Below are 25,877 nucleotides of genomic sequence, written 5' to 3'. Positions count from 1 at the left end.
TGGTCGAGGTCAGCAGGCCACGTGCGTCATGGGCGCTGGTGAGGGTCTGCCCCCGGGCGTTGACGATCTTGGTCTGGTTGCCGTCGGGGTCGTACTCGTACCGGACGGTGCGGTCGAGCGGGTCGGTGACCTTGGTGCGGCGTCCGGCCTTGTCGTACTCGTACGTCGTGACGCGGTCGTTGGCGTCGGTGCGCGAGATGACGTTCCCGGCGACGTCGAAGGCCGCCTTGGTCACGCCTCCGTCGGGGGAGGTCGTCTGGATCAGACGGTTCAGGTCGTCGTAGGCGTAGCTGGCCTGCTTGCCGTTCGGGTCCGTGCTCGCGATCAGGTTGTCGAGCGCGTCATACGACTTGGTGACGTACTTCTCGGACGGGTCGATCTCGGTGATGGCGTTGCCCGCCTCGTCGTACTCCGTCCGCCAGGTGAAGTCGCCGGGGGTCGCACCGGCCACATTGCCGCGGGGCTCGGTACGGGAGATCTGGCGTCCGGCGCCGTCATAGGCATACGTGGTCTTGAAGCCCAGGGGCGAGGTCTCGGAGACCCGGTTGCCGTCCGCGTCGTAGCCGTAGGAGAGGGTGCTTCCGTTGGGGTCCTTGACCGAGGTCAGCCGGTTCGCGGCATCGAAGACGAACGAGGTGGTCTTCCCCAGCTCGTCGGTGGTCCCGACGACGTTTCCGGTCTTGTCGTAGGTCGTCTTGGTGACGTTCCCGAGCGGATCGGTGACCGAGACCGGGCGTGAGGACGTGTCGTAGGCCGTCGCCGTCGTCCGGCCTCCGGGGTCGGTGACGCTGGTCTGGTTCCCGGCCTTGTCGTAGCCGTACGTCCAGGTGAACTCGGCCGGATCCGCGCCCTCCGCGTTACCGCGCGGGGTCGTCATCGAGACCACCCGGCCGGCCACGTCGTACGTGTACGTGGTCTTCGCGCCGGTGGCATCCGTACGGGCGATGACATGGCCCATGCTGTCGTAGCCGGTGGTGGTCTTCGCGCCGCCGGGGGCGGTCGTGGAGGTCAGACGGTTCGCATTGTCGTAGGTGTACGTCGTCACGCGTCCGGCGGCGTCCGTGGACTTCGTGAGGTTCCCGGCGCTGTCGTAGGTGTTGGTGAGGGTCTTGCCGTTGGGGGCCCTGACCGACGTCAGACGGTCTTTCCCGTCGTAGGTGTAGGTCGTCGTGAAATCGGCGGGGTCGATGCCGTCCTGGATGCCGCGCGGGTCGGTGACCGTCAGGGGCTTGCCCGAGGCGTTGTAGGTGAAGGTGGTCGTGGCACCCAGCGGATTGGTGACCGCGACCCGGTTACCGGCATCGTCATAGGTGTACGAGGTGGTTTTGCCCAGCGGCGTGGTCTCGGACTGCAACTTGCCGGCCGACGTGTAGCTGTAGGTCGTGGTGTTGCCCAGTGCGTCCTTGGCCGATGTCAGACGGGATTGGGCGTCGTAACCGTACGTCGTCGACTTGGCGCCGCCGGGGTACTCGATGCTGGCGATGCCTCCGGCACCCCATATGAACTTCGTGGTTCCGGATGCATCGGTGATATCAGTCACCGATGCGTAATTCACGTAGTTCAATGACGTCCAGTTGCCTGCGTCATCGGTGACGCGGATGACATCGGAATTCGTGTTGTACGTGTATTCGATCCGGTTGCCGAAGGGGTCGTACTGGAAGATGAGGTGGTTGTTGTTGTAGACGTCGGTCCACACACCTCCGTCCGGCATGGTGGTGTCCGTCTCGGCACCGTTGTACGCGAAGGACGTGACGGCGTCGTTGGGACCGGTCTGGGCAGTGACCCGGCCCTGACCGTCGTACGAGTTGCGGATCTGCTCCTGACCGCTGCCGTCCTTCACCGAGTTCAGGCGCGACGAAGCGTCATACCCGTAGGAGACGGTGGTGCCGCCACTGGTCACCGAGGTCAGGAGACCACCGGTGTAGGCGTAGTCCACCTTGCTGCCGTCATAGCGCTCGATCTGAGTGAGCCGGTCCCCGGTGTACCTCAGCGTGGCGATCCTGCCGGTGACGACGCCGGTGGGAAACCCGGGGGTAAACCCGCCGGAATACCAGCCTTCGATCGACGAGACACGGCCGTCACTGCCGTAGGTGTACAACTCTCCCTGGCCTGATGCCACGTCCTGAATGCGGGAAAGACGGCCTGCCGCGTCGAAGTACACGTTCTTCTTCGGGTGCTGCGTGGTGAAGGTGTAACCGAGCAGGACGAAGGGGTACTTCGAGGTGTCGCGTATGGTCCGCAGCTCTATGCGCTTCGTGCTCGCAAAGTACGACCCTGTGTCGTGCCTCCACGTGTGGGTGGAACCGGTAGGTGACGTGTAGGTCATGTTCTTCGTCACGGGGTCCTGCTGGAGCTTGCTCTCCCACGGGAGGCTCCAACCCCAGCCCATCGAGCCGGCGGCAGAGGACCCGCCCGATCCCCTGTGGGACGCGTAGTGGCGGAAGGCAGTCCAACCGCCGGCGGCCGTGGCCTGGGACAGGTCACCGGAACCGAGCGAGAACGCTCCCGTCGCGGTGTTCACCGTGCCGTTCCGCACCGTCTGAGGCTGCGCGAAGCCGGTCAGGGAACAGTCCGTCAGGCAACCGTCGGTCTCGGCTGCGGGAATCGACGCGGCGAGCCTGTGGGACGTCCCTATTGATCCGGTCCTGTCACCCGCTGCGGGGTTGGAGTCGTCCAGCACTTCGCCGATGGCCGTGGCGGTGAAGGGGTTGGCGTCATAGGCGTGGAAGCCGCCTATCCTCGAATTGGGGCACACCTCCGGAGTGATCGTCACTTGTGTAGTGGCATACGGCACCGGGGTGGTCTTGTTGCTGTTGTAGTACGTTTTGGACGGGGCCGTAACGATCTGGCCCTTGTCGATCGTGATGGTCTTCGTGCCGCACACGACCTTCCAGGTCACCTTGACCTGATGCGGCGCGTCCACGTACTTGCCGTTGACGGTCTTCGATTCGGAATTCAGCATTCCGGTGGACAGGGTGACGGTCTCCCCCATGAACACCTGCCCGGTGAAGAATTGGCTGTTCCCAACCACACTCCGGGAAATCCCCCGCGTGGAGCCTTCGGGCCCCAGAACGCGGAAGTCGTCCGGTTCTGCCTTCACGATCGGAAGAGTCGCCGCCGCGGCGACGGCGGAGCTCGCCTGCGCCTGCTTCAGGGGCTTGGGCGCCTGCGGGCCGGCGGCCGGCCCCTGCTCGCTCTTCCCGGCAGCGCCGCCCACGTCACGCCGGGCGGCATTCGACTTGTCCTCCCGCACCTGTTTCCGGCGCTCGGCGAGTGACATCGGCTTCTGTGCCGGTGTGGGCTTGGGGGCACCCTTCGCGCGCGCCTTGCCCGATGCGGAAGTGGCCTTTTTCCCCTGCGGAAGGGATAGGGCCGGCGTCGCGCCCGACAGCAGCAGCGTCCACGCCGTCAGTAAGCCCAGCGTCAATCTCGTTTGTCTGCGGAACCGTTGCGGTGTCATTACACCTCTCCAGAGAAGCGGCAGGAACGTGATTGAGGGGCGCTTCAGGCTAGAGAGGTGTCTGATACCAGTGGTGCCTGTGGGGTGCGGCGCGTCTGATTCCGGTCGGGAGAAAGTCCGAAATCACTGTTGCGTCCCAAGGGGCGAGATGAACCCAAGGGCTCAGCTCCGCTGGGCGAGGCGTCAACAGGCCGTTTGCGTCGCCGGCCATCGGGTCGGCACCGCACCCCGGGCGTGAGGTCCGGTACGGAGGTCACGCCCGGGGAGACGTCAGGAGGTGTGCCACTCGCGGGCGAGCAGGGACCAGACCTCGGTGTCCTGGCGGACGCCGCGGTGGAGGTGGTTCTCGCGCATGACGCCCTCGCGGGTGAAGCCCAGGCGTTCGGCGACGGCGATGCTCTTCTTGTTGGCGGAGGCCACGTGCCATTCCACCCGGTGCATGCCGCGTACGTTCACCGCCCAGTCGATCAGCACGCGGCAGGCCTTGGTGACCAGGCCGCGGCCGACCCCGGCGGGCTCCAGCCAGCAGCCGACCTCGCAGTTGCCCGTCTTCTCGTCGAAGGCGGGGAAGAGGACGCCGCCGACCAGGGTGCCCTCCAGGCGGATGCCGTAGAGGCGGACGCCGTCGTCGGCGGCCTTGTGGGCGTTGGAGCCGAGCAGGGTGCGGGCCGACTCCAGGTCGGTGGCCCGGTCCGGGAAGGGCACGTACTGGCCGATGAACTCGCGCCCGCGGTCGATGTGGGCGAGGAACTCCTCGGCGTGCCACACCTCCAGGGGGAACAGCTGGGCGTCGTCGGCCAGGTCTATCGAGAACACGCGGACTCCTTACGGCTGGTCGCCGGTCAACGGGAAACGGCCGCCGGACGGTCGTCCGCGTTCGGCCGCTGCGCGGGAAGTGTCGCATGCGGCGGCTCGTCGGGCCGTTCGATGCTGATCTTCGGCAGCAGCCGGTCGAGCCAGGCGGGCAGCCACCAGTTGGCCCGGCCGAGGAGGTGCATCAGGGCGGGGACGAGCAGGGTGCGCAGGACGAAGGCGTCCAGGGCGACGGCGGCGGCCAGCGCGATGCCGAACATGGCGATCAGGCGGTCGCCGCTGAGCACGAAGGCGAGGAAGACGGAGATCATGATGACGGCCGCGGAGTTGATCACCCGGCTGGTCTCGGCGAGGCCGATCCGGACGGCCCGCCGGTTGTCCCCGGTCTCCAGCCATTCCTCGTACATCCGGCTGACCAGGAAGACCTGGTAGTCCATGGAGAGGCCGAACAGCACCGACACCATGATCACGGGGAGGAAGGGTTCGATGGGGCCGGCGCTGCCCAGGCCCATCGGTTCGCTGCCCCAGCCCCACTGGAAGACGGCGACGACCACGCCGAAGGAGGAGACCACGGCGGCGACGTTCATGGCGGCGGCCTTGAGCGGTATCCCGACGGACCGGAAGGCGAGCAGCAGCAGGACGCAGCCGAGTGTGATCACCACGCCGACGAAGAGCGGCAGCTTGCCGACGATGACCTCGGCGAAGTCGTCGTAGCCGGCGGTGACCCCGCCGACGTACAGCTCGGTGCCGCCGTCCTTTCCTTCGAGGGGCGGGATGACGTCCTGGCGGAGCCGGTCGACCAGGTCGCTGGTGTCCCGGGACTGCGGGGAGGAATCCGGTACGACGGTCAGTACGGCGGTGTCCCCGGCCCGGTTGACCAGGGGCCGGGTGACGGCGGCGACGCCGTCGGTGCCGCGCAGGGCTCCGGCGAGGCGGTCGAGCGCGGCCGGGTCGAGGGCGGCCGGGGAGCCGCTGCCCGCGGCGGCGTCGCGGTGGGCGACCACGGCGAGCGGGCCGTTCATGCCCGGGCCGAAGCCCTCGGCGAGCAGGTCGTACGCCTGCCGGGTGGTGGAGCCGGCCGGGTTGTTGCCCTGGTCGGAGGTGCCGAGGTGGAGGGAGAGGGTGGGCAGCGCGAGCACCGCCATGACCACGGCGGCCACCGCTCCGAGCAGCTTGGGCCGGCGTTCCACGAAGGCGGACCAGCGGGCGGCGAAGCCGGTCGGCAGCTCGGGCCGCGGGCCTTCCTCGGCGAGTGTGCGGCGTTCCCGGCGGGAGAGGGCGCGCATGCCGATGTACGAGAGCAGGGCGGGCAGCAGGGTGACCGAGGCGGCGACGGTCAGGACCACGGTCAGGGAGGCGGCGATGGCGACGCCGTTGAGGAAGTTCAGCCGGAGCACCAGCATGCCGAGCAGCGCGATGCACACGGTGGCGCCGGCGAAGACGACGGCGCGTCCGGTGGTGGCCACCGCGTTGACGGCGGCTTCGGCGACCGGGAGGCCGCGTTTGAGGCCCGTGCGGTGCCGGGTGACGAGGAACAGCGCGTAGTCGATGCCGACGCCCAGGCCGATGAGGGTGCCCAGCATGGGGGCGAAGTCGGCGACGGGCATGGCGTGGCCGAGCAGGGTGATGCCGGCGTAGGCGGTGCCGACGCTCACCAGGGCGGTGGCGATGGGCAGCAGGCTGGCGGCGAGCGAGCCGAAGGCGAGGAAGAGGACCACGGCGGCGACGGCCACGCCGATGGCCTCGGCGATGTGGGAGGTGGGGGCCTCGGTGAGTCCGACGGCGCGGCCGCCGAGTTCCACCCGGAGCCCGTCCGTCTCGGTGACCGGGTTCCTGGCGACGTCGATGACGGCCTGGGCCTGGGCCCTGGGGACCGCGTCGGCCTGGTGGTCGAAGGTGACCACGGCGTAGGCGGTGCGTCCGTCGGGGCTGATCTGCCCGGTGCCGTCGGGCCGGTAGGGGCTGGTGACGGCGCCCACGCCGGGGAGCGTGGCGATGGTGTCGAGGGCGCGGCCCATCCGCTGTTCCACGGCGGGGGTGCGGGCGGTCTGCCCGGGCGGGGTGCGCCAGACGACGGTGTCGGTGTCGCCGCCCTGGCCGGGGAAGCCGGCCCGGAGCAGGTCGCCGGCCTTGCCGGACTCGGTCCCGGGGACCTGGTAGTCGTTGGAGAAGGCCGTTCCGGCGGCGGTCGCGGCCGCGGCGGTGCCGCCGAACGCGAGGAGCCAGATCAGGACGGCGAGGAGACGGTGCCGCACGCACCAACGGGCCAAGGCTGCCAACGGAACGTGCTCTCCCTGGTGGTTCGGATCTTCACCGGGGGACAGCCCGACGCAGAACGCATGAACGCATGTGCCTCCGGGGGGTCGCCCCGGATGGTCTCCACCGACACGATCGCAGTCATTCGTGATCGTTGGTCCGTTTCGTGGGCATCGTCACAGGGTTCGGGCGGATCGTCACGGGGGCCGGACGGATCGTCACGGGTCCGGGCGGATCGTCACGGGGTCCGGGTGGATGGTCACGGGGTCCGGGTGGAATCGGTGGCCTCGTGCCCGCCGGCGTTCCCCGCGGGGACCCGGTACCCCGGGACGGAGGGCCATCGGACGGTGAGGACGACGGTGTCCTCCTCCGCGCACCAGGAGTGGTCGACCCCGCGGCCCCAGACCACGTAGTCGCCCTGCTCGGCGAGGACGACGGTGCGCCCGGGGAACTCCAGCCGGAAACGTCCGCTGATCAGCACCTGGAGGGCGGTCCGGTGCTCGCCCCTGACCCACTGCGCGCGTGCGTCGCCCTTGGCGTGCACGCCCCACTTGATCTCGACGTCGGTGCTGTGGCGCGGGTCGCCGGGGTCCTTGAAGTGACCGAGCAGCCAGCCGTGGTCGAGGGCCGCGTCGGGGGCGGCGCGGCCGACGTAGATGGTGTCGCCGACGTAAGCGGTGTCGCCGTCTTTCACGGTGTCGCCGTCGTTCATGGGGTGAGGTTAGCGACGCCCAGGGGCGCCCGGGCGGGCCGGGCCGCGCGGGCGGCGATCACGAAGGTGACGGAGATCAGCAGGGCCCAGGCGCCGAACTTGGCGAGGGGCACGGGCTGCCAGCCGTCGAGCTGGTCGGGGTAGCTCCACGCGCCGGCGTAGGTCGCCGCGTTCTCCGCGACCCAGAGGAAGAAGCCGATCAGTACGAAGGCCAGGGCGAGCGGCATCCGGTGGCGGACGCCGCCGACGGTGTAGCCGACCCAGGTCCCCCACAGGGCGGCGAGCAGCAGTGCCGCCAGCGCCCAGCGGGCGTCGGGCAGCCAGTGGTGGGTGAAGAAATTGAGGTAGACCGCGGCGGCCAGGACGGCCATCGGCAGTGGCCGGTAGCGGGTGAGCGAGAGGTCCAGCAGCCGCCAGGCCCGGCACACGTAGCTGCCGACGGCGGCGTAGAGGAAACCTCCGTAGAGCGGAACACCCGCGATCTTGGTGAGGGCGTCCTCCGGGTAGCTCCAGGAGCCCAGCCGCACCTTGACCAGCTCGAAGAGCAGACCGATGAGGTGGCAGACGGCGATGACGGCGGTGTCCCGGGCGCTGTCCCAGCCCGCCTTGCGGGCGAAGGCCGTGAGCCCGATCCCGTAGAGCAGGACGAGGTCGTAGCGGGCCACCGGGAGCTCGGGGAGCAGTGCGGAGGCGCCGATGCCCGCCACCAGGGCGACGGCGAACGCGCAGCACCGGACCTGGAGCAGCCCGAAGCGCAGGAGCTGTCGGGCGGCGTGCCCGACGGCATGCCCGGCGCCATGCCCGACGCAATTTTTGAGCACGTTCAAAGTTCCCATGCCGGGGCAGACGCCATCGGGGGTCCCCGCGGTTGCGCATCGCAGCCCGCCCTCACATGTCATGATCGCGCCATGGAGCGAATGGGACCGCCGATGACCGGCGACGAGCGGGAGACCCTGCGGGGCTTCCTGGACTTCCACCGGGCCACGCTGGCCATGAAGTGCGAGGGCCTGACCGACGAGGAGCTGCGGCGGCCGGCGAGCCCGCCCTCCACCCTCTCCCTGCTCGGCCTGGTGCGGCACATGGCCGAGGTGGAACGGCACTGGTTCCGCCGCACGGTCGGCGGCGAGGACGTGCCGTTCGTGTGGTCCGACGGGACCGACTTCCAGGCCGCCTACGACGCCTCGGGCTCGACCCGCGCCGAGGCGTTCGCGGCCTGGGAGGCCGAGGTCGCCGAGGCCCGCCGGGTGGAGGCGGCCGCGGAGTCCCTCGACCTCACGGTGCACGTGCCGCGCTGGGAGGCGGACGCCAGCCTGCGCCTGATCATGCAGCACATGATCACGGAGTACGCCCGCCACAACGGGCACGCGGACTTCCTGCGCGAGGCGGTGGACGGCACGGTCGGCGCCTGACCGCACACCGCACAGCGCCGTCAGTCGAGGAAGTAGGGGAGCACGGCGAGGGCGATGCCGCCGAGGAGCAGGGGCAGCCCGAAGAGGGTGAGGCAGCCGGCTTTGAACGCGGTGCTCTTGGCCGACAGTTCGAAGGAGTGGTCCGCAGGGATCTTGGGATCGTAGATGACGCGGGTGACCGGGCCCAGGTCGCTGCCCCGGGCCAGGTGCTCGACGCCGTCGGCGCTGGTGTACGTGTACCAGCCTCTGGACTTGTAGCGGGCCGACACGGTGATTCCGCGCTGCTTCAGGTTGAGATACAGGCTTGTCCGAAGCACCGCGCCCAGCTGCAAGCTCGCTCCGAGGACGAGCGGGATCAGCGCAGCGAGCGGGGAGATGATCGCCGCGGCCTCGACTGTGACGCCGACCCCGATCACGTTGCCGACGTAGGCGATGAGGATGGCGAGCAGGGCCGCGCGCACGCCGTCGAACGGCCTCCTCGTCTCCTTCGGCTCCGCCGGTGGCGTCGACGGGGTGACCGTGACCCGGGCGCTTCCCGCGGGGTCGCGCCGCTCCGGGAGGGCGGCGGTCAGGGCGTCCACGAAGGCTTCGGCGGCCGTGGGGTTCCCGCCGTCCGCACGGTGCACGGCACCGTCGGTGAGCACGATCTCGACATGGCGGCCACCGCCGGTCCGGACCTCCTGGACCACCGCGAGCGGGATCTCGGTGCGGGCGCTGCGGTCGACGAGCCGCAGACCGCCGCCTTCGAGCACGGTCTCGGAACCGTCGCCGCCGACCAGTATCTGCCCGGAACCCATCGCGTCCGCCCCCCTGTTGGCACTCCGGCGCCGTCTGCCGTCGCGTCACCGGAAAGCTACGCGAGGAGCTGTCCGGCACCCGCACCGGGTCGGCGTGGCCAGGACCCGGGCCGGGCGCCCGTGCAGGAGGGCGGGCCACTTCACCCGGGCGGACCGGCTCAGGCGGCCACCCCGTCAGGCGGCCGTCCCGTCAGGCGGGCGCCCCGTCAGGCGGCCGTCCCGTCGCGCCAGTAGCCGAGGCTGTTCACCCGCTGCTTGGGCAGGGCCAGGTCCTTGCGGAGCCAGGCCGTCAGGGTGCGGGTGGTGGTGGTGTCGCAGGCCAGCCAGACGTACGCCGAGGCCGGGTCCCGGGCCAGCTCCGGCAGTTCGGCCCGGACCCGCTCGACCAGGGCCGTACCGCCGCCCTCCCGGGCGATGCGCCGGATCTCGTGCCGGGCCGGGTCCAGCCGGACCGGCAGGTCCGCGTCCGAGGCGTGCTGGGTCTCGAACCAGATGGTCGCCGGGGTCTCCGGGAAGGCGTCCAGCAGGGAGTTGATGGCCGGCAGCGAGGCGGGGTCGCCGATCAGCAGCAGCCGCTGCGGCGCCGGCGAGGGCGCGCTGAAGCCGGTGCCCTGCACGGTGGCCTCGATCGTGGCGCCGGCCTGCGCGGCGCGCGCCCAGCGGCTCGCCACCCCGTCGTGCAGGGCGAACTCCAGGGAGAAGGCGCCGGCTTCCCGGTCCGGGTCGACCAGGGTGTACGCGCGCTGGTGCGGCTTGCCCCCGTCCTCGAACCACAGCCGCACCCACATGGTCGGGTGGAGCGAGTCCCCCGCCGCCGCCAGCAGGCCGCCGTCGGTGAAGTGCACCCGGCGGAAGTCCGCCGTGACGTCCTCCGCCCCGGTCACCGTGAAGGTGAAGTCCTTGCCCCTGAGGAGCTTGAGGACGACTCCCTCCCACCCCTTGCCGACGCCCATGCCCGTCTCCCCTTCGTCGGACCCCACCTCGCGGGGCCATATAGTTAGGCCAGCCTAACCTAATGCACTCGGGGAGCAGTGAGCGGTGTGAGCAAGGAGAACAACGTGACGGACCGGGGCACGGACCGGGGCACGGACCGGGGCACGGACAGGGACTTCGAGGTGTTCCGGGACGCCCACGGCATCCCCCACCTGCGCGCCTCGGACGAACCCAGCCTCCTCCACGCCCAGGGCCGGACCACCGCCCTGGACCGGGCCTGGCAGCTGGAGGTCGAGCGGCACCGTTCGCAGGGTTCCACCGCCGCCTTCCTCGGCCCGGAGGCCGTGGACTGGGACGTCTTCGCCCGCCGGGTCCGCCTCGACGACACCGCCCGCCGCTGCTTCGAGGCCCTGGACGCGGACACCGCCGCCTGGGTCCGCGCGTACGTCGACGGCGTGAACGAGGGCCTGCCGCTCGGCGCCGCCCGCGACCCCCGGTTCGCGGACACCGGCCTGGTCCCCACTCCCTGGGAGCCCTGGGTGCCGCTCGGCATCTGGCTGTCGGCACACATCCTGTTCGCCGGTTTCCCCACCAAGCTGTGGCGCGAGCGGGTCGCCCGGGTGCTCGGCGAGGAGGCGGTGGACCTGTTCGCGACCGACGGCCCCGGCACCTCGGGCAGCAACGGCTGGCTGGTGCCCGGCGACCGCACCGCCACCGGCGCGGCGATCATCGCGGGCGATCCGCACCGCTTCATCGAGGACCCGGGCATCTACCAGCAGATCCGCCTGTCCTGCCCGGAGTACGACGTCGTCGGCATCGCCGTGCCCGGCGTCCCGGGCCTCGCCCACTTCGGCCACACCGGCTCCGCCGCCTGGGCCATCACCAACGCCATGGCGGACTACCACGACCTCTACACCGAGGAGCTGCACCGCGCGGGCGAGGACGGACCCGGCTGCACCGTCACGGCGCGCGGCGCCGACGGCACCCCGGAACCGGTCGCCCGCCACACCGAGACCATCGCCGTCAGGGGCGCCGAGGACGTCACGGTCGAGGTGCTGGAGACGGCGCGCGGCCCGGTCGTGGTCCGCGCCGGCGAGGACGGCGCCACGGCCGACCTGAGCCTGCGCTACCCGCCGCGGGTCCGCGCCGACCTGGGCTTCGCCGTCCTGCCCGCCCTCCTGCGCGCCCGTACGGTCGGCGACATCGACCGCGCCCTGGACGGCTGGGCCGAGCCGGTGAACGTGGTGCACGCCGCCGACACCGAGGGCGGGCTGCTGCACCGCGTCGCGGGCGCCGTCCCGCTGCGCGACCCCGCGGGCCGCCTCCGCCCGGTGCCCGGCTGGGACCCGCGGTACGCCTGGCAGGGCTGGGCGGAGACCACCGAGGAGCCCGTGCAGGGCTTCGCGGTGATGGCCAACGCCCGCGGGATCGCCTCGCCGTTCGGCGTGGAGTTCGCTCCCCCGCACCGGGCGAACCGGATCCGCGAGCTGCTCAGCGGCTCCGCCGACTGGACGGCCCCGGACATGGCCGGCGTCCACCGCGACACCCACCTGGCCTCCGCCGCACCGCTGCTGGCCCTGCTCCCGGACCTCGACGGCCTCTCCCCCGAGGCCGCGGCCCTGCGCGACCGGCTGCTCGGCTGGGACCGGCACATGGCCGCCGACTGCACGGAGGCCACCCTCTTCGCCGCCTTCCGCACGGCCGTGACCCGCCGCATCGCCGCCGACCCGGTGTTCGCCGGCCTGGCGGGCCCGCCGACCGGCCCCTCCGTCCTGCACGCCTGGCAGTTCCTCGTCCCCAAGACCGGCTACGCCCTGGAGGGCCTGCTCACCACGCACCTCCTGCCGGAGCTCGACCGTCCGGCGCACGTACGGGCGGCCCTGGAGGAGACGGCGAAGGCGACGGCCGGCACTCCGGACACCCCCTGGTCGGAGGTGCACCGGCTGGCCCCCTGGCAGGCGGTCCCCGACCCGGAGGCCACCTGGCCCGGCCTCGGCGGCGACCACGACTGCGTCAACGCCACCTCGTCCGTGCCGGGCGTCACCGACCTCACCGCCCGCGCCTCGGCCGCCCGTTACGTATGGGACCTGGCGCGGCGCGAGGACAGCCTGTGGGTGGTCCCGCTGGGCGCCGACGGCGTACCGGGCACCCCCCACCACCGCGACCAGCTCCCGCTCTGGGCACAGGGCGCACTCGTACCGGTCGTCACCGACTGGAACCAGCTCACCAAGGAATACGCATGAGAACCACCGCTTCCCCCCGCACGGACGTCCACGTCGAGACCATCGAGGACTTCGGCACCCTCCGCTTCACCCCCGTCGACCCTGCTGCCGACTCGGAGGTCCTGCACTCCTGGGTGAGCGAGGAGCGGGCCAGGTTCTGGGGCATGAACGGCGTGAGCCGCGAACTGGTCCAGGAGATCTACGAGGACGTCGACCGCCGCACCACCCACCACGCCTTCATGGTCCGGCTGGACGGCGCGCCGGTCGCCCTCTTCCAGACCTACCAGCCGGAGGAGGACCGGGTCAGCGAGTGCTACGAGGTCCGGGAGGGCGACATCGGCATCCACCTGATGCTCGCCCCCTTCGAGGGCCGGCCGCGCCCCGGCTTCAGCCGCACCCTGGTCGGGGCACTGGTCCGCTTCACCTTCCGCGACCCGGCGATCCGGCGCGCGGTGGCCGAGCCCGACGCCGCCAACGCCAAGGCACTGGCCCTGCTCGGCCGGATCGGCTTCGTCCCGCAGGGCGGGATCACCCTCCCGGAGATCGACCTCCCCGAGGTGTACCTCCCGGAGAAGCGCGCCGTACTGGCCTTCCTGGACCGGCCCGCCGAGCTCAGCGCGTAGCCGCCCCGGCGGCGAGGAAGCCGCTGATCAGAGCCAGCCATTCCGCCGGGCGCTCGGCGAACGGGAGGTGCCCGGTGGGAAGTTCGGCGTACCGGGCGCCCGGGATGGACTCGGCCAGCTCGCGCTGGAGGGCGGCCGGTACGAGCCGGTCCTCGGTCGTCGCGATGACGAGGGCCGGTACGCCGATCCGCCCGAGGTCCGGGCGCAGGTCGGCCCCGCCGACGAGGGCGGCATGGTCCCCGCCGCCGGGCGGGAAGGAGGCCGCGTTGGCGTGCACGGCGGCCTCCAGCTGCTCGGGGGTCAGCGCGTCCAGCTGCGCCGCGCTGAGTGCGAGCGGCAGGAGGAAGCGGGAGAGGAGCTCGTTCTCGCCCCGGGCGGCGAGCTCCGACCAGAGCCCCACGGCGAGGTTGAGCCGGTTGTCGGCGTACGGAAAGGTGCCGGTGAGCACGAGCGCGGTGACCCGCTCCGGGTACCGGGCGGCGATGCGTACGGCGACGTTCCCGCCGAGGGAGTAGCCGAGTACGGCGAAGGTGTCGAGTCCCTCGGCGTCCGCGGCGGCGACGAGTTCGTCGGCGAGCTCGTCCAGGACGAGGGGCCGGTCGGACCTGGGGGTGCCGCCGGTGCCGGGGTAGTCGGCGCCGACGACGGTGTGCGTGGCGGCGAGGCCGTCCAGGATCGTCCCGAAGTTGGACTCGACGGATCCTCCGCCGCCGTGGGCGAGGAGCAGTCCGGGACCGCCGCTCTCCTTGCGGACGGTGCGGGCGTAGGTGGCGGTGATGGTGGCGCCGGTGGTGCTCATGGGTGTCCCCGTTCTTTTTCCTAGCGATCGCTACAGAAAGAACCGTACAGGATTTAACTAGTGCTCGCTACAGAAAGATTCCTGTACGGGTGATGTACAGGTCGGCGGAGCGTCAGCATGTGGCGGCGGGGGCATGGGTCACGCATGCGTCAGACGAACAGGGCCCAGCGCAACGCCTCGTGGATGGTCATCGGCGCGCTCCACGGCCAACTCCGAAGGCGCGCGGGCTACACACAGGGCCGGCTGGCCGAGCTGCTCCATGTCGACACGGAGACGGTCGCCTCGATCGAGCAGGGACGCCGACTGCTCCAGCCGAAGCTCGCCGTACAGCTGGACGAGCTGCTGGAGACCGGCGGACTGCTCGCGGCCTCACTCGCGAAGGTGCCGGTCCGGGAGCGGTATCCGGCTTTCGCGCGGGAGTTCATCGAGCATGAGCGGGAGGCTGTGAGTCTGCTCTGGTACGAGAACCACGTGGTTCCCGGTCTTCTGCAGACCCAGGAATACGCGGCAGCGGTATTCAGCTGTGTATACCCGCCACTGACAGTCGAAGAGACCTCGCAGCGGATCAGCGCCCGACTGGACCGCCAGGCCGTCCTTCAGCGCAAGCCGGCCGCTCCCATCGTGCACGCGATCATAGAGGAGGTGGTTCTGCATCGTCCGATCGGAGGCCGCGCGGTACTCCGCGGACAGCTCGAATACCTACGCGAGATCTCCGAACTCCCCCATCTGGGAATCCAGATCATGCCAACAGCTGTCGAGTCACACGTCGCTCTGGACGGCCCGATGATCCTCCTCCAGACTCCCGACCATGAACCGCTCGCCTACCTGGAAGGACAGCGGTCCAGCTTCCTCCAAGACGATCCCAGCGAGATCCATGTGCTGCACCTCAAATATGGGATGCTGCGCTCTCAGGCCCTTACCGTCGAGGACAGCAAGGGCTTGCTGGACGACCTGCTAGGAGAGTCATGACCCACGCACTGGCCTGGTTCAAGTCGAGCTACAGCGGCAGCGAGGGCGGCGCGTGCATCGAAGTCGCCTACGGCTGGTGGAAGTCGAGCTACAGCAGCGACGAAGGCGGGGACTGCGTCGAGGTCGCCGCGCACCCCGCCGCCGTGCACGTCAGGGACTCCAAGGCCGGCGAGGTCGGGCCCGCCCTCTCGGTCTCGCCCGCATGCTGGACGGCCTTCGTCCACGCGAACACCTGACGCGGATTGACCTCGCCAGGCCCCACCCGCCAAGCTGATTGCCTATCAAATCATTGGCGCTGGGGGGACATTGGCCGGCCAGGACTTGCACATCGGACCGGACTCCGCACCGGACCGCTACCGGTTACTCCGGTCCATCGGGCGCGGCGGCGAGGCCGTGCTCTACCTCGCGGAGATCGAGCTGGCCGGCGGGGTCGAGCCCGTCGTCGTGAAGGTGCTCGATTCGAAGACGACCATCACGCCGGACGTCTTCGGCCGGGTCAGCCGGAAGTGGAACGAGCAGGCCGAACTGCTGCGGTTCGTGCACCGGCCCGGGGTGGTCGGCGTACGCGAGCACTTCGAGGGGCCGCCGATCCACCGCAAGGGCGAGGGGGACACCCTCAGCGGGCGGGCCCTGGTGCTCGTCATGAACCACGTGGACGGCCTGGACCTGCGCGACTGGCGGGCCGAACGGACCCTCGCCACGCCGGCCGAGCGGCGCGAGGTCATGCGGACGCTGGAGCAGCTCGCGGACGTCCTGGACTGGCTGCACTCGGGCCGGGCCACCCCCTCCGGACGGACGGTCATCCACGGCGACCTGTCGCCCGGCAACGTGATGGTCGACGCGCACGGCCAGGCCACCCTGGTGGACTTCGGGCTGTCCAAGCTGACCGCCGACCACCAGACGGCGGAGGTGTGGTTCACGCCGGGGTACGCGGCGCCCGAGGTGTTCGAGGGGAAGCGGACGCCCGGCACGGACCGGTACGCGTTCGGCGCCATCGCCCACTTCCTGCTGAGCGGGGAGTCCCCGCCGCCCGCGCCGGGCCAGCTGGCGGCCGCGTTCACCGCGCTCCCGCAGATCGCGATCCTCGACGAGGAGCGGCGGAAGCGGATCGTGGAGATCTGCGCCTCCGACCCGGAGGCACGCCCGGCGACCCTGTCGTCCTGGATGAAGGACCTGCGGCACGCGGTGGTCTCCACGACCACATCCGGTACGAGGTCCCGGCCCGCCGTCTCGGACGCGGTGCCGCCCGGCTTCGTACCGCCGCCGCCCGCCTCCGCGCCGCGCGTGCCGCCGATGCCGGCCGGGCTGCCCGCCGAGACGCCGAAGCCGCCCGCGTCCGCGCCGACCGCGGCCGCGGCCGGGTCCGTACCGGCCGCGGCTCCGGTCGCCCCGCCGACGGTGAACCCGCCGGTCGTACCACCGACGCCTCCTCCGGCGGCTCCGGCACCCGTACACCAGTCGTCCGGGCCCCAGCCCTCCGCACCGCAGCCGTCCGGGCCCCCCGCCCCGGAGCCGCACGCGCCCACGGCCCCCGCACCGTCGCCGGACTCCGGGCCGGGTCCGTCCGCTCCCACGCCCGCCGCACCCGCCGGGTTCGGGCCGCCGCCGGGCGGCTCGCCGTACGGGCCCGCGGCCTCCTCGCCGTACCCGCCCACCTACGGCCCCGGGCCGGCCGGGCCGTCGGGGCCCACCGCGACGCCGACTTCCGCGGCCTCGCCGACCGTGGCACTGGGCCAGGTCCCGTCGGGCGGGCCGAAGCCCAAGAAGAAGCGCGGCAAGCTGATCCTCGCCTCTGCCCTGACGGTCCTGCTGATCGCGGCGGGCGCGGTGGCCGCTGCCGCGGTCCTGTCCGACCGGAACAAGGACAAGGACGACCAGGGCAGTGGGGACAAGCCGGTCGGCCCGACGGCCAGCCACGCCCCGAAGACGCCGTCCTCCACCCCCGAGCCCTCCGACACGGTCTCGGAAGGGCCCGCCTCCGGCTCGCCCGCGCCCAGCGGATCGGGCTCCGGCTCCCCGAGCCCCGGACGCACGCCGGGCCCCGGCCCGAACTCGATCTCGCTGACCACCCTGAACCCGGTCGCCAAGGGGCAGTACGCGCACCTGGGCGTCGGCCACGGCACGATCAAGGCCAAGTACTACGAGACCGCACTGGTGCCGGACGGCGGCGACGAGGAATGCAACGGCTCCAGCGAGTACAACCTCAGCATGGAGTGGAACACGCTCACCCTGGTCGCCGGGATCGACGACTCCTCGCCCAACAAGTCCGCCCGGGTCACCATCTCGGTCGACGGCAAGGCCCTGTACACCGGTGAGGTCAACCTCGGCGCCCCGGAGAGCCTGAACCTCAAGCTCGACAGCGGACTGCGGCTGAGCATCTCGTACGCCGACCCGGGCGGCGGCTGCAAGATGGGCAATCTCGTCCTCGGGGATCCAGTGCTGAGCAAGTAGAGCCGGCCGGGCCACGGGTCAGCCCATCCCGCCCCGCCCCTCCAGCAGTCCGAGCAGCACCCGGCGGAGCCGGGCCTCGGTGGGGGCGGCGGGGCGGCCGGCGATGCCCGAGCGGAAGAGGGCGGCGCCCTCCATCAGCATCAGGAACACCTCGGCGCGGGTCCGCGCCTCCTCCGGGGTGGTGTCCGGGGCGTGCGCCCGGATGAACGTCGCGACCCGGTCGGCGTAGGCGGCGTAGAAGGCGGTGACGGCCGCCGCCGCGTCGGCGTCGTGCGCCGCCATCGCCCAGACCTCGGTGAACAGCCGGACCAGGTCCGGGTCTTCGTGGTCGGCGAGGACGCTCTCCAGGGCCGCCCCCGGGTCCGCTCCCCCGCCACCGGGGGCGGGGGCCAGGCCCGCGATCCGTTCCAGGGCTCCGGCCAGGACGCTGTCGAGCAGCGCGGCCAGCAGCTCCGTACGGGACGGGAAGTAGTACTGGAGGTTGCCGAGGCGGACGCCGGCCGCCTGCGCCACCGCCCGCATGGTCAGTTCCGCGCCACCCGAGGTGACCAGGACGTGCCGGGCCGCGTCCAGCACGGCCGCGCGCCGCTGCTCGCCCTTGGGGGTGGCGGCGCTCGGGCGGCCGGCACTCGGGCGGCCGGTGCCCGGGCGATCGGCGTCCGGGCGGTCGGCGGTCATGCCGCGGCCGGGGCGGAGGTCCGGTCGATGTCCACGCGGACCCCGTGTTCCGCCAGGGCCTTGAGCGCGCGGGCCGGGCCCGGGTGCTGCTCGGGGAAGACCAGTCCGCCGTCGGGGGCGGGCGAGCCGTCGAGGCCGAGCACCCGGCGCAGCCCGAGGAAGGCGCCGAGCGCGGTGAGCCGGCTCTGGCCGCGCGGATCGGTGACGGTGACCGTACGGGTGGTGCCGCGGTGGGTGACGTCCACCCGGAAGCCGGCGGTGCCGCCCTCGCCGGGGGCGTGCAGCAGGGCGCGGCGCACGCCGGTCCAGCGTTCGCCGCCGGCCCAGCGGAAGAAGCCGGTGCCGCCCAGGGCCAGCAGGGCCCGGGTGGCCCCGGCCGAGCTGAAGCCGATCCGGGTGGCGGCGGTGACGGCGCCGAGGGTGAGCGGCAGGGTGAACTGCTCGGGGGTGTCGATCCGGGCCACCCGGACCGCGTCGTCGCCGATGCGGACCGTACGGGCGTCACTGAGCGGGGCGGCGAGCCGGCGGCGACCGCCCTCGACCACCTCGAAGCGCACGCCGAGGCGGTCCATGAACTCCACGGAGTCCGCGCCGGCCCGGTCGGCCATGTCCCAGCGCACGGAGGTCTCGACCCGGTCGGCGCCGCCGAGTTCGGCGGCCAGCGCGGCCGCGGCGAGGCTGCTGACACCGCCCATCCAGGCGGAGGAGAGCAGCACCGGGGCGGTGGGGCGGAGCAGCGCGGTCACGGTGACTGCGCGCTGCAGGCGGGCGGTCCACCGGGTGATGTCCACGTACGGGACACCTGCGGTGACGGCGGCGCGGAGCACCCGGTCGTCGGGGTCGTTGACCGAGCCGATGACGGCGCGGACCGGCGCGGCGAAGGGGGTGGGATCGGCGAGGTCCCAGGCGCGCACCTCGCCCCCGAGTTCGTCGGCGAGCGCCCTGCCGCGCTCCGGGGTCCGGCCGGTGAGCAGGACCGGGGCCCCGGAGGCGGCGACGAGCCGGGCGGTCTCGGCGCCGACGGTGCCGTAGCCGCCGGTGATGAGAACGGGGCCGTCGGGGTCGTGCCGCAGCCGGTCGGTGATCACGTGATCGGTCATGGCGCGACTATAGGTCACCTGACCTAAAAATGGTGTCATGATCCGGCGGCGAGTTCTCCGCTGAGCTTGTCGTGCAGACGGGAGCTGGGGGCGTTGAGGCCGGTGATCTCGACGGTCTTGCCGCGCTGGGCGTACTTGGCACGCGCTGCGCGAGCGGCGCACGCCGTCGCGCCGTGTGCCCACCCGTGCCGCCCTGCGGCACGCCTGCCCACACGGCGGCGGTGCAAAAGAGCCGGCGCGGCAGGTCGTGGGGACGACCTGCCGCGCCGGATCGGCGGTGCCGGGAGGGGGATCAGCCCTCGGTGACGCCCAGGCGCTCCAGGATGAGCTCCTTCACGCGGGCGGCGTCGGCCTGGCCGCGGGTGGCCTTCATGACCGCGCCGACCAGTGCGCCGACCGCCGCGACCTTGCCGCCGCGGATCTTGTCCGCGATGGCCGCGTTGCCGGCGATGGCCTCGTCCACGGCTGTGCCCAGCGCGCCCTCGTCCGAGACGACCTTCAGGCCGCGCTTCTCGACGACCTCGTCCGGGGTGCCCTCGCCCGCGAGGACGCCCTCCAGGACCTGGCGGGCCAGCTTGTCGTTGAGCGAGCCGTCGGCGACCAGCGCCGCCACCCGGGCCACGCCGGCCGGGGTGATCGGGAGCTCGTCGACGCCGACGCCCTGCTCGTTGGCGTTGCGGGCCAGCTCGCCCATCCACCACTTGCGCGCGGCGACCGAGTCGGCGCCCGCCTCGATGGTGGCGACGATGGAGTCCACGGCGCCGGCGTTGAGCATCGACTGCATGTCGAACTCGCTGACGCCCCACTCCTCGCGGAGCCGGTTGCGGCGCACCCGGGGCATCTCGGGCAGGCCGGCGCGCAGCTCCTCGACCCAGGCGCGGGCCGGGGCGACGGGGACCAGGTCGGGCTCCGGGAAGTACCGGTAGTCCTCGGCGTTGTCCTTGATGCGGCCGGAGGTGGTGGAGCCGTCGTCCTCGTGGAAGTGACGGGTCTCCTGCACGATGGTGCCGCCGGACTGGAGGACCGCCGCGTGGCGCTGGATCTCGAAGCGCGCCGCGCGCTCGACCGACCGGAGCGAGTTGACGTTCTTGGTCTCGCTGCGGGTGCCGAACTTCGCCGTGCCGTTCGGGCGCAGCGACAGGTTCACGTCGCAGCGCATCTGGCCCTTGTCCATGCGCGCCTCGGAGACGCCCAGGGCCTTGATGACCTCGCGGAGCTCGGCGACGTACGCCTTGGCGACCTCGGGGGCCCGCTCGCCCGCGCCCTCGATGGGCTTGGTGACGATCTCGATGAGCGGGATGCCGGCCCGGTTGTAGTCGAGCAGGGAGTGGGACGCGCCGTGGATACGGCCGGTGGCGCCGCCGACGTGGGTCGACTTGCCGGTGTCCTCCTCCATGTGGGCGCGCTCGATCTCCACGCGGAAGACCTCGCCGTCCTCCAGCTGGACGTCCAGGTAGCCGTTGAAGGCGATCGGCTCGTCGTACTGGGAGGTCTGGAAGTTCTTCGGCATGTCCGGATAGAAGTAGTTCTTCCGGGCGAAGCGGCACCACTCGGCGATCTCGCAGTTCAGCGCGAGGCCGATCTTGATGGCGGACTCGACGCCGATCGCGTTGACGACCGGGAGGGCGCCGGGCAGGCCCAGGCAGACCGGGCAGGTCTGCGAGTTGGGCTCGGCGCCGAGCTCGGTCGAGCAGCCGCAGAACATCTTGGTCCTGGTGCCGAGCTCGACATGGACCTCCAGGCCCATGACGGGGTCGTACGACGCGAGCGCGGCCTCGTACGACAGCAGTTCAGTGACAGTCACGGTGGAACTTTCCCTCTCAGCCCAGCAGGACGTCGTCGTCGCCGAGGCGCTTCAGCTCGCGGTACAGGATCGCGAGGCCGGTGACGATGGCGGCGGCGGACACAACGGCGTCGATCAGCTGCAGCGTGTCGTGCTCGGTGCGGGCCTTGCGGGCCTGCTTGATCACGCTGAACGCGCCGAACGCGGTGGTGCCGATGGACAGGTAGGTGCCGGACTTCGACTTCTTGAAGCCCTTGGCCTTGGACAGTGCACTCACAGGGACGGAGCCTCCTCCAGCAGCGGGTGACCCCAGCGCTCGGTGAAGGCGGCCTCGACGGCGGCACCGACCTTGTACAGCCGGTCGTCCTTCATCGCCGGGGCGATGATCTGCAGTCCGACCGGGAGACCGTCCTCCGGCGCCAGGCCGCAGGGCAGCGACATGGCGGCGTTGCCGGCCAGGTTGGTCGGGATGGTGCACAGGTCCGCGAGGTACATCGCCATCGGGTCGTCGGCGCGCTCGCCGATCGGGAAGGCGGTGGTCGGGGTCGTCGGGGAGACGATCACGTCGACCTTCTCGAAGGACTTCTCGAAGTCCTGGGAGATGAGGGTGCGGACCTTCTGGGCGGAGCCGTAGTACGCGTCGTAGTAGCCGGAGCTCAGCGCGTACGTGCCCAGGATGATGCGGCGCTTGACCTCGGGGCCGAAGCCGGCCTCGCGGGTCAGGGCGGTGACGTCCTCGGCGGAGCGGGTGCCGTCGTCGCCGGTGCGCAGGCCGTAGCGCAGTCCGTCGAAGCGCGCCAGGTTGGAGGAGCACTCGGACGGGGCGATCAGGTAGTACGCGGCGAGCGCCAGGTCGAAGGACGGGCAGTCCAGCTCGACGATCTCGGCGCCGAGCTCCTTGAGGAGCTCCACGGACTCGTCGAACCGCTGCAGGACACCGGCCTGGTAGCCCTCGCCGCGGAACTGCTTGACCACGCCGACGCGCATGCCGGCGACGGAGCCGTTGCGGGCGGCCTCGACGACCGGCGGGACCGGGGCGTCGATGGAGGTGGAGTCCATCGGGTCGTGGCCGGCGATGACCTCGTGCAGCAGGGCCGCGTCCAGGACCGTGCGGGCACAGGGGCCGCCCTGGTCGAGGGAGGAGGAGAAGGCCACCATGCCGTAGCGGGAGACCGAGCCGTAGGTGGGCTTCACGCCGACGGTGGCGGTGACGGCGGCGGGCTGGCGGATGGAACCGCCGGTGTCCGTGCCGATGGCCAGCGGGGCCTGGAAAGCGGCGAGCGCGGCCGCGGAACCGCCGCCGGAGCCGCCGGGGATGCGGGTCAGGTCCCACGGGTTGCCGGTGGGCCCGTAGGCGCTGTTCTCGGTGGAGGACCCCATGGCGAACTCGTCCATGTTGGTCTTGCCGAGGATGACGACGTCGGCGTCCTTGAGGCGCTTGGTGACGGTGGCGTCGTACGGCGGCAGCCAGCCCTCCAGCATCTTCGAACCGACGGTGGTCGGAACGCCGACCGTGGTGAAGATGTCCTTGAGCGCGAGCGGTACGCCGGCCAGCGGGCCGAGCTCCTCGCCGGCGGCGCGCTTGGCGTCGACGGCGCGGGCCTGGGCGAGGGCGCCCTCGCGGTCGACGTGGAGGAAGGCGTTGACCTTCTCGTCGACGGCCTCGATGCGGGCCAGGTGGGCCTCGGTGACCTCGACGGCCGTGAGCTCGCCGGAAGCGATCTTCGCGGCGGTCTCGGCGGCGGTGAGCTTGATGATGCTGTGGTCGCTCATGGTGATTAGTCCTCCCCCAGGATCTGCGGCACCTTGAAACGCTGCTGCTCCTGCGCGGGGGCTCCGGAGAGCGCCTGCTCGGGGGTGAGCGACGGTCGGACCTCGTCCGTGCGCATGACGTTGGTCAGCGGCAGCGGGTGGGAGGTCGGCGGAACGTCTTGGTCGGCCACCTCGGCGACGCGGGCGACCGCGCCGATGATGGTGTCGAGCTGTCCGGCGAAGTGGTCGAGCTCGCCTTCGGCCAGTTCCAGACGTGCCAGCCGAGCGAGGTGGGCGACCTCCTCGCGCGTGATGCCAGGCATGCAGCGATCCTCTGGGGGTGAGTGTGTAGTTTCGGCCCCAATCCTATGGGGCCCGGCCCCCGACCCGTGAAACGGTTAACCCCCGGCGGCGCCGGGGCGTCCGCCCGGCGGGGCCGCGCAGCTGCTGCGCGGCCTGTCGGCTGTGCCGCTGCGCGGGTTTGTTTCCCCTCCCCGCCCCTTCCCGAAACTGTGGCCTGCGGCCCCAGACCCCGCTTCACGGGCGCTGCCCAGGGGCGCGGGGAACTGCGCGACCGGCCCCCACCGGCCCGCAGGCGAAGAAGGGGGTCCGGGGCATCCGGGGCAGAGCCCCGGTTTCGGGAAGGGGCGGGGAGGGGCGATGTTCCGCGCAGCGGAGACCGGGGCGGGCCCGGTAGGGGCCGGGAGTGGGGCTCGGCCCGCTGGGGGCCGGGCGGGGCCGGGCCCGCTAGGGGGCCGGGGTGTCGGTCAGCTCCGCGGTGATGTCGGCCGGGCGGCGCCAGCCGCGTTCGCCGCGGGCGAGGAGCCACGCGGTGGCCTCCTGCGGGGGCATCGCCGCGGCGACCAGCCAGCCCTGCACCGCGTCGCAGCCCAGGTCCCGGAGGCGTTCCCACGTCTCGTCGTCCTCCACGCCCTCCGCCACGACCAGCAGGCCCAGGCTGTGCGCCAGGTCGACCGTGCAGCGGACGATCTCCGCGTCCTGGGCGTCCACCGCCAGCCGGGCGACGAACGATCGGTCGATCTTCAGTTCGCTGACCGGGAGCCGGCGCAGGTGGACGAGCGAGGAGTAGCCCGTGCCGAAGTCGTCCAGGGACATCTTCACGCCGTGGCCGGTCAGGCCCGCCATGGTGTCCGCCGCCCGCTGGGGGTCTTCGAGCAGGACGTGTTCCGTTATTTCGAGCTGGAGGGCGCCCGCCGGCACCCCGTGGCGGGCCAGCCGGGCGGCGACGGCGCCGGCGAAGCCGGGGGTGTGGACGTCGCGCGGGGAGACGTTGACCGCGACGGGGACCTTCAGGCCCTGCGCACGCCAGCGGGCGACCTGGGCCAGGGCGGTCTCCAGGACGTACTCGGTGAGGTGGGGCATGAGCCCGGAGGTCTCGGCGATCGAGATGAACTCGTCCGGGGGGACCCGGCCGCGCTCCGGGTGGACCCAGCGGACCAGCGCCTCCAGGCCGGCGACCTGGCCGTCGAAGCGGACCTTCGGCTGGTAGTGGAGTTCCACCTCGCCCATGTCGAGGGCCCGGCGGAGGTCGCCCAGGAGGCCGAGGCGGTCCGGGGTGTTGCTGTCCCGCTTCGATTCGTAGACCTCCACGCCCGTACGGTCGCGCTTGGCCTGGTACATGGCGACGTCGGCGCGCCGGAGGAGGCCCTCCGCGTCGAGCGCGTGGTCGGGGAAGACGGCGAGGCCGGCACTGGCCTCCAGGACCAGGGTGAGGCCGTCGAGGTCGAGGGGTGAGCTGAGCTCGGCCACCAGGTGGCGGGCGACCCGCTGGGCGCTGGTGGTGGAGTCGGTGGTGGGCAGGAGGACGGCGAACTCGTCACCGCCGAGCCGGGCCGCCTCGGCCGCCCCGGGGAGGGCACGGCGGAGCCGTTCGGAGATCTGGAGGAGCAGGCGGTCCCCCGCCAGATGGCCCAGCGTGTCGTTGACGGCGCGGAACCGGTCCAGGTCGATCAGCAGAAGAGCCGACCGGGTGCCCAAACGTTCAGCCTCGTCCAGGGCGGTCCAGGTGCGCTCCAGCAGCCACTGCCGGTTGGGCAGTCCGGTCAGCGGGTCCTTCAGCTGTTCCTCGGCCCGCGCCCGGGCGATCCACAGGGTGGAGTCGAGGGCGATCAGCGGGATCGAGAACAGCGGCAGCAGCACCGGCTGGGTGACCGCGACCACGCAGATCAGCGGGGCGATGCCGAGCAGGGCGACGGCGACCAGCGCCTGCCGCAGCAGGGCCGTGCGGGCGATGGTGGGCAGCCCGCCGCCGCGCGGGACCACGGAGAACCACAGCAGCAGCCTGGTCACCAGCAGATAGCCGACGGCCGCCAGGGCCACCGCGGGGACGGCCGAGGGCCCCCAGTCGTCCGGCCCCCAGGGGGACTCCACGCTGGGGGTCTCGCCGAAGACGGCGAGGGCGAGCGCGCCGGCGCCGATGCCCAGGACGTCCACCGAGGCGTGCAGCAGTCCCTGGCGCCAGCGCTGCCGCCGGGCCGCTCCGACCAGTCCGGCCACGGCCAGCGCGACCAGCCCGGCGGGGACCCAGCCGTAGAGGATGAGCACGCCGAGGGTGAGCGCCGCGCCGGAGCCGGTGCCGCCCCACCAGCGGTCCCGGCCCAGGGCCACCAGGTTGCCGACGAGGATTCCGGCGAGCACGGCCAGCGCCCAGCCCGCGCTGCCGCCGGGGAACAGGGCCTGACGGTCGGTCAGCACCCCGGCCACGCCGGTGACGAGCAGTGCGGCGGCCAGGCCGACGATGGCGAGCGGGAGGGCGGCACGGCGCCCGGGCGGGGCGAGCGGCCCGCTGCCCGCGGCGGCGCCCGGCGGGCGGTTGCCCCGGATCCTCGACAGCGGCAGGGCGAAGCGGCCCGTCCGCAGGGACGGGAGCTCCCCGCCGCCGAAATCAGGTGACGGGTCGGCGCTTTCGGTGGATTTCATGCCCGTCCCTCTCACAGCCGGCGATGCCGATGCCACGCGATGGCCTCGGAGTCATGCCATCACGGCTGGAATCGCACCACGCAGCCGTGCACGACAGACGCACCCCTCAACAGTAGGACGCAGGAGGCTCCCAGGGGCAGCGGTCGGCGGTGGTTGCCCGAATGCGACCCAGCCATCCTC

The 25,877-nt window shown here is 72.0% G+C and carries 21 protein-coding genes; 6 read left to right on the top strand and 15 right to left on the bottom strand.

The features are described from left to right. The 5 genes from AB0O36_RS34825 to AB0O36_RS34805 all read right to left on the bottom strand — a co-directional run. Positions 1-2,992 (bottom strand): DUF6531 domain-containing protein (locus tag AB0O36_RS34825; protein WP_365117462.1); only part of this gene is annotated, 2,992 nt, incomplete at its 3' end. 738 nt (positions 2,993-3,730) lie between these two features. Beyond that, complete coding sequence (locus AB0O36_RS34820) at positions 3,731-4,276, bottom strand: GNAT family protein (RefSeq protein WP_365117460.1); 546 nt, start codon at positions 4,274-4,276, stop codon at positions 3,731-3,733. A 26-nt stretch (positions 4,277-4,302) separates the two neighbouring features. After that, the gene (locus AB0O36_RS34815) at positions 4,303-6,552 is read right to left on the bottom strand and encodes an MMPL family transporter (RefSeq protein WP_365117458.1); all 2,250 of its coding nucleotides are present in this window, start codon (positions 6,550-6,552) and stop codon (positions 4,303-4,305) included. Between the two features lie 236 nt (positions 6,553-6,788). Then, complete coding sequence (locus AB0O36_RS34810) at positions 6,789-7,241, bottom strand: signal peptidase I (protein ID WP_365117456.1); 453 nt, start codon at positions 7,239-7,241, stop codon at positions 6,789-6,791. Beyond that, complete coding sequence (locus tag AB0O36_RS34805) at positions 7,238-8,077, bottom strand: DUF817 domain-containing protein (RefSeq protein WP_365117455.1); 840 nt, start codon at positions 8,075-8,077, stop codon at positions 7,238-7,240. Before AB0O36_RS34805 ends, AB0O36_RS34810 begins: the two co-directional genes overlap by 4 nt. Positions 8,078-8,149: 72 nt before the next feature. On the opposite strand from AB0O36_RS34805, the gene AB0O36_RS34800 reads away from it, so the two are divergent. Beyond that, positions 8,150-8,650, top strand: coding sequence for a DinB family protein (locus AB0O36_RS34800; protein WP_365117452.1), 501 nt, complete (start codon positions 8,150-8,152; stop codon positions 8,648-8,650). 20 nt (positions 8,651-8,670) lie between these two features. On the opposite strand, the gene AB0O36_RS34795 is transcribed toward AB0O36_RS34800, so the two are convergent. Together AB0O36_RS34795 and AB0O36_RS34790 are read right to left on the bottom strand one after the other, a co-directional pair. Continuing rightward, positions 8,671-9,447: a hypothetical protein gene (locus tag AB0O36_RS34795; RefSeq protein WP_365117449.1), complete on the bottom strand. Its 777-nt coding sequence runs from the start codon at positions 9,445-9,447 to the stop codon at positions 8,671-8,673. Positions 9,448-9,653: 206 nt separating this feature from the next. Further along, positions 9,654-10,400 (bottom strand): siderophore-interacting protein, encoded by a 747-nt coding sequence (locus tag AB0O36_RS34790; RefSeq protein WP_365117446.1) that lies wholly within the window; start codon positions 10,398-10,400, stop codon positions 9,654-9,656. A 105-nt stretch (positions 10,401-10,505) separates the two neighbouring features. Between AB0O36_RS34790 and AB0O36_RS34785 the strand changes: the two genes are divergently transcribed. Both AB0O36_RS34785 and AB0O36_RS34780 read left to right on the top strand, forming a co-directional pair. After that, entirely contained in the window at positions 10,506-12,623 is a 2,118-nt protein-coding gene (locus AB0O36_RS34785; protein ID WP_365117463.1) for a penicillin acylase family protein, read from the top strand. Continuing rightward, positions 12,620-13,225, top strand: coding sequence for a GNAT family N-acetyltransferase (locus AB0O36_RS34780; RefSeq protein WP_365117443.1), 606 nt, complete (start codon positions 12,620-12,622; stop codon positions 13,223-13,225). Before AB0O36_RS34785 ends, AB0O36_RS34780 begins: the two co-directional genes overlap by 4 nt. Here the strand turns inward: AB0O36_RS34780 and AB0O36_RS34775 are convergent. Beyond that, complete coding sequence (locus tag AB0O36_RS34775) at positions 13,215-14,024, bottom strand: alpha/beta hydrolase (protein WP_365117440.1); 810 nt, start codon at positions 14,022-14,024, stop codon at positions 13,215-13,217. The two genes, AB0O36_RS34780 and AB0O36_RS34775, sit on opposite strands and share 11 nt — an antisense overlap. 144 nt (positions 14,025-14,168) lie before the next feature. Here AB0O36_RS34775 and AB0O36_RS34770 point away from each other — a divergent pair, with 144 nt between their 5' ends. The 3 genes from AB0O36_RS34770 (at position 14,169) to AB0O36_RS34760 (ending at position 17,444) form a co-directional block, all read left to right on the top strand. Continuing rightward, positions 14,169-14,993: a helix-turn-helix transcriptional regulator gene (locus AB0O36_RS34770; protein ID WP_365117438.1), complete on the top strand. Its 825-nt coding sequence runs from the start codon at positions 14,169-14,171 to the stop codon at positions 14,991-14,993. Continuing rightward, positions 14,990-15,229: a DUF397 domain-containing protein gene (locus AB0O36_RS34765; RefSeq protein WP_365117435.1), complete on the top strand. Its 240-nt coding sequence runs from the start codon at positions 14,990-14,992 to the stop codon at positions 15,227-15,229. The genes AB0O36_RS34770 and AB0O36_RS34765 overlap by 4 nt, the downstream gene beginning before the upstream one ends. Before the next feature lie 85 nt (positions 15,230-15,314). Then, positions 15,315-17,444 (top strand): protein kinase, encoded by a 2,130-nt coding sequence (locus AB0O36_RS34760; protein ID WP_365117433.1) that lies wholly within the window; start codon positions 15,315-15,317, stop codon positions 17,442-17,444. An 18-nt stretch (positions 17,445-17,462) separates the two neighbouring features. On the opposite strand, the gene AB0O36_RS34755 is transcribed toward AB0O36_RS34760, so the two are convergent. The 7 genes from AB0O36_RS34755 to AB0O36_RS34725 form a co-directional block, all read right to left on the bottom strand. After that, complete coding sequence (locus AB0O36_RS34755) at positions 17,463-18,122, bottom strand: TetR family transcriptional regulator (RefSeq protein WP_365117431.1); 660 nt, start codon at positions 18,120-18,122, stop codon at positions 17,463-17,465. After that, positions 18,119-19,222 carry a saccharopine dehydrogenase gene (locus AB0O36_RS34750; protein ID WP_365117429.1) on the bottom strand — a complete coding sequence of 368 codons (1,104 nt, stop codon included), beginning with the start codon at positions 19,220-19,222 and terminating at the stop codon, positions 18,119-18,121. The genes AB0O36_RS34755 and AB0O36_RS34750 overlap by 4 nt, the downstream gene beginning before the upstream one ends. 292 nt (positions 19,223-19,514) lie before the next feature. Further along, positions 19,515-21,026, bottom strand: a complete 1,512-nt coding sequence (gene gatB / locus AB0O36_RS34745) for an Asp-tRNA(Asn)/Glu-tRNA(Gln) amidotransferase subunit GatB (protein WP_365117426.1) — start codon at positions 21,024-21,026, stop codon at positions 19,515-19,517. A 16-nt stretch (positions 21,027-21,042) separates the two neighbouring features. After that, on the bottom strand, positions 21,043-21,282 hold the full coding sequence (locus AB0O36_RS34740) for a hypothetical protein (protein ID WP_365117425.1): 240 nt from the start codon (positions 21,280-21,282) through the stop codon (positions 21,043-21,045). Continuing rightward, positions 21,279-22,778: an Asp-tRNA(Asn)/Glu-tRNA(Gln) amidotransferase subunit GatA gene (gene gatA / locus AB0O36_RS34735; protein ID WP_365117422.1), complete on the bottom strand. Its 1,500-nt coding sequence runs from the start codon at positions 22,776-22,778 to the stop codon at positions 21,279-21,281. The genes AB0O36_RS34740 and gatA overlap by 4 nt, the downstream gene beginning before the upstream one ends. Before the next feature lie 5 nt (positions 22,779-22,783). Then, positions 22,784-23,080, bottom strand: a complete 297-nt coding sequence (gene gatC, locus AB0O36_RS34730; protein ID WP_365117419.1) for an Asp-tRNA(Asn)/Glu-tRNA(Gln) amidotransferase subunit GatC — start codon at positions 23,078-23,080, stop codon at positions 22,784-22,786. Positions 23,081-23,504: 424 nt separating this feature from the next. Next, positions 23,505-25,733 carry an EAL domain-containing protein gene (locus AB0O36_RS34725; protein ID WP_365117416.1) on the bottom strand — a complete coding sequence of 743 codons (2,229 nt, stop codon included), beginning with the start codon at positions 25,731-25,733 and terminating at the stop codon, positions 23,505-23,507. Positions 25,734-25,877: the final 144 nt, after the last annotated feature.

Source organism: Streptomyces sp. NPDC089799 (genome assembly GCF_040684755.1).
Classification (GTDB): domain Bacteria; phylum Actinomycetota; class Actinomycetes; order Streptomycetales; family Streptomycetaceae; genus Streptomyces.
The sequence above is the reverse complement of the archived record's forward strand: the minus strand, read 5'-3'. Positions and strand labels throughout refer to the sequence as shown.

Excerpts from the sequence above, each read along its gene's own strand:
- AB0O36_RS34810 (WP_365117456.1), bottom strand. The coding sequence starts at position 7,241 with ATGAACGACGGCGACACCGTGAAAGACGGCGACACCGCTTACGTCGGC.
- AB0O36_RS34805 (WP_365117455.1), bottom strand. The coding sequence starts at position 8,077 with ATGGGAACTTTGAACGTGCTCAAAAATTGCGTCGGGCATGGCGCCGGG.
- AB0O36_RS34800 (WP_365117452.1), top strand. The coding sequence starts at position 8,150 with ATGGAGCGAATGGGACCGCCGATGACCGGCGACGAGCGGGAGACCCTG.
- AB0O36_RS34795 (WP_365117449.1), bottom strand. The coding sequence starts at position 9,447 with ATGGGTTCCGGGCAGATACTGGTCGGCGGCGACGGTTCCGAGACCGTG.
- AB0O36_RS34790 (WP_365117446.1), bottom strand. The coding sequence starts at position 10,400 with ATGGGCGTCGGCAAGGGGTGGGAGGGAGTCGTCCTCAAGCTCCTCAGG.
- AB0O36_RS34780 (WP_365117443.1), top strand. The coding sequence starts at position 12,620 with ATGAGAACCACCGCTTCCCCCCGCACGGACGTCCACGTCGAGACCATC.
- AB0O36_RS34775 (WP_365117440.1), bottom strand. The coding sequence starts at position 14,024 with ATGAGCACCACCGGCGCCACCATCACCGCCACCTACGCCCGCACCGTC.
- AB0O36_RS34770 (WP_365117438.1), top strand. The coding sequence starts at position 14,169 with ATGCGTCAGACGAACAGGGCCCAGCGCAACGCCTCGTGGATGGTCATC.
- AB0O36_RS34765 (WP_365117435.1), top strand. The coding sequence starts at position 14,990 with ATGACCCACGCACTGGCCTGGTTCAAGTCGAGCTACAGCGGCAGCGAG.
- AB0O36_RS34755 (WP_365117431.1), bottom strand. The coding sequence starts at position 18,122 with ATGACCGCCGACCGCCCGGACGCCGATCGCCCGGGCACCGGCCGCCCG.
- AB0O36_RS34750 (WP_365117429.1), bottom strand. The coding sequence starts at position 19,222 with ATGACCGATCACGTGATCACCGACCGGCTGCGGCACGACCCCGACGGC.
- gatA (WP_365117422.1), bottom strand. The coding sequence starts at position 22,778 with ATGAGCGACCACAGCATCATCAAGCTCACCGCCGCCGAGACCGCCGCG.
- gatC (WP_365117419.1), bottom strand. The coding sequence starts at position 23,080 with ATGCCTGGCATCACGCGCGAGGAGGTCGCCCACCTCGCTCGGCTGGCA.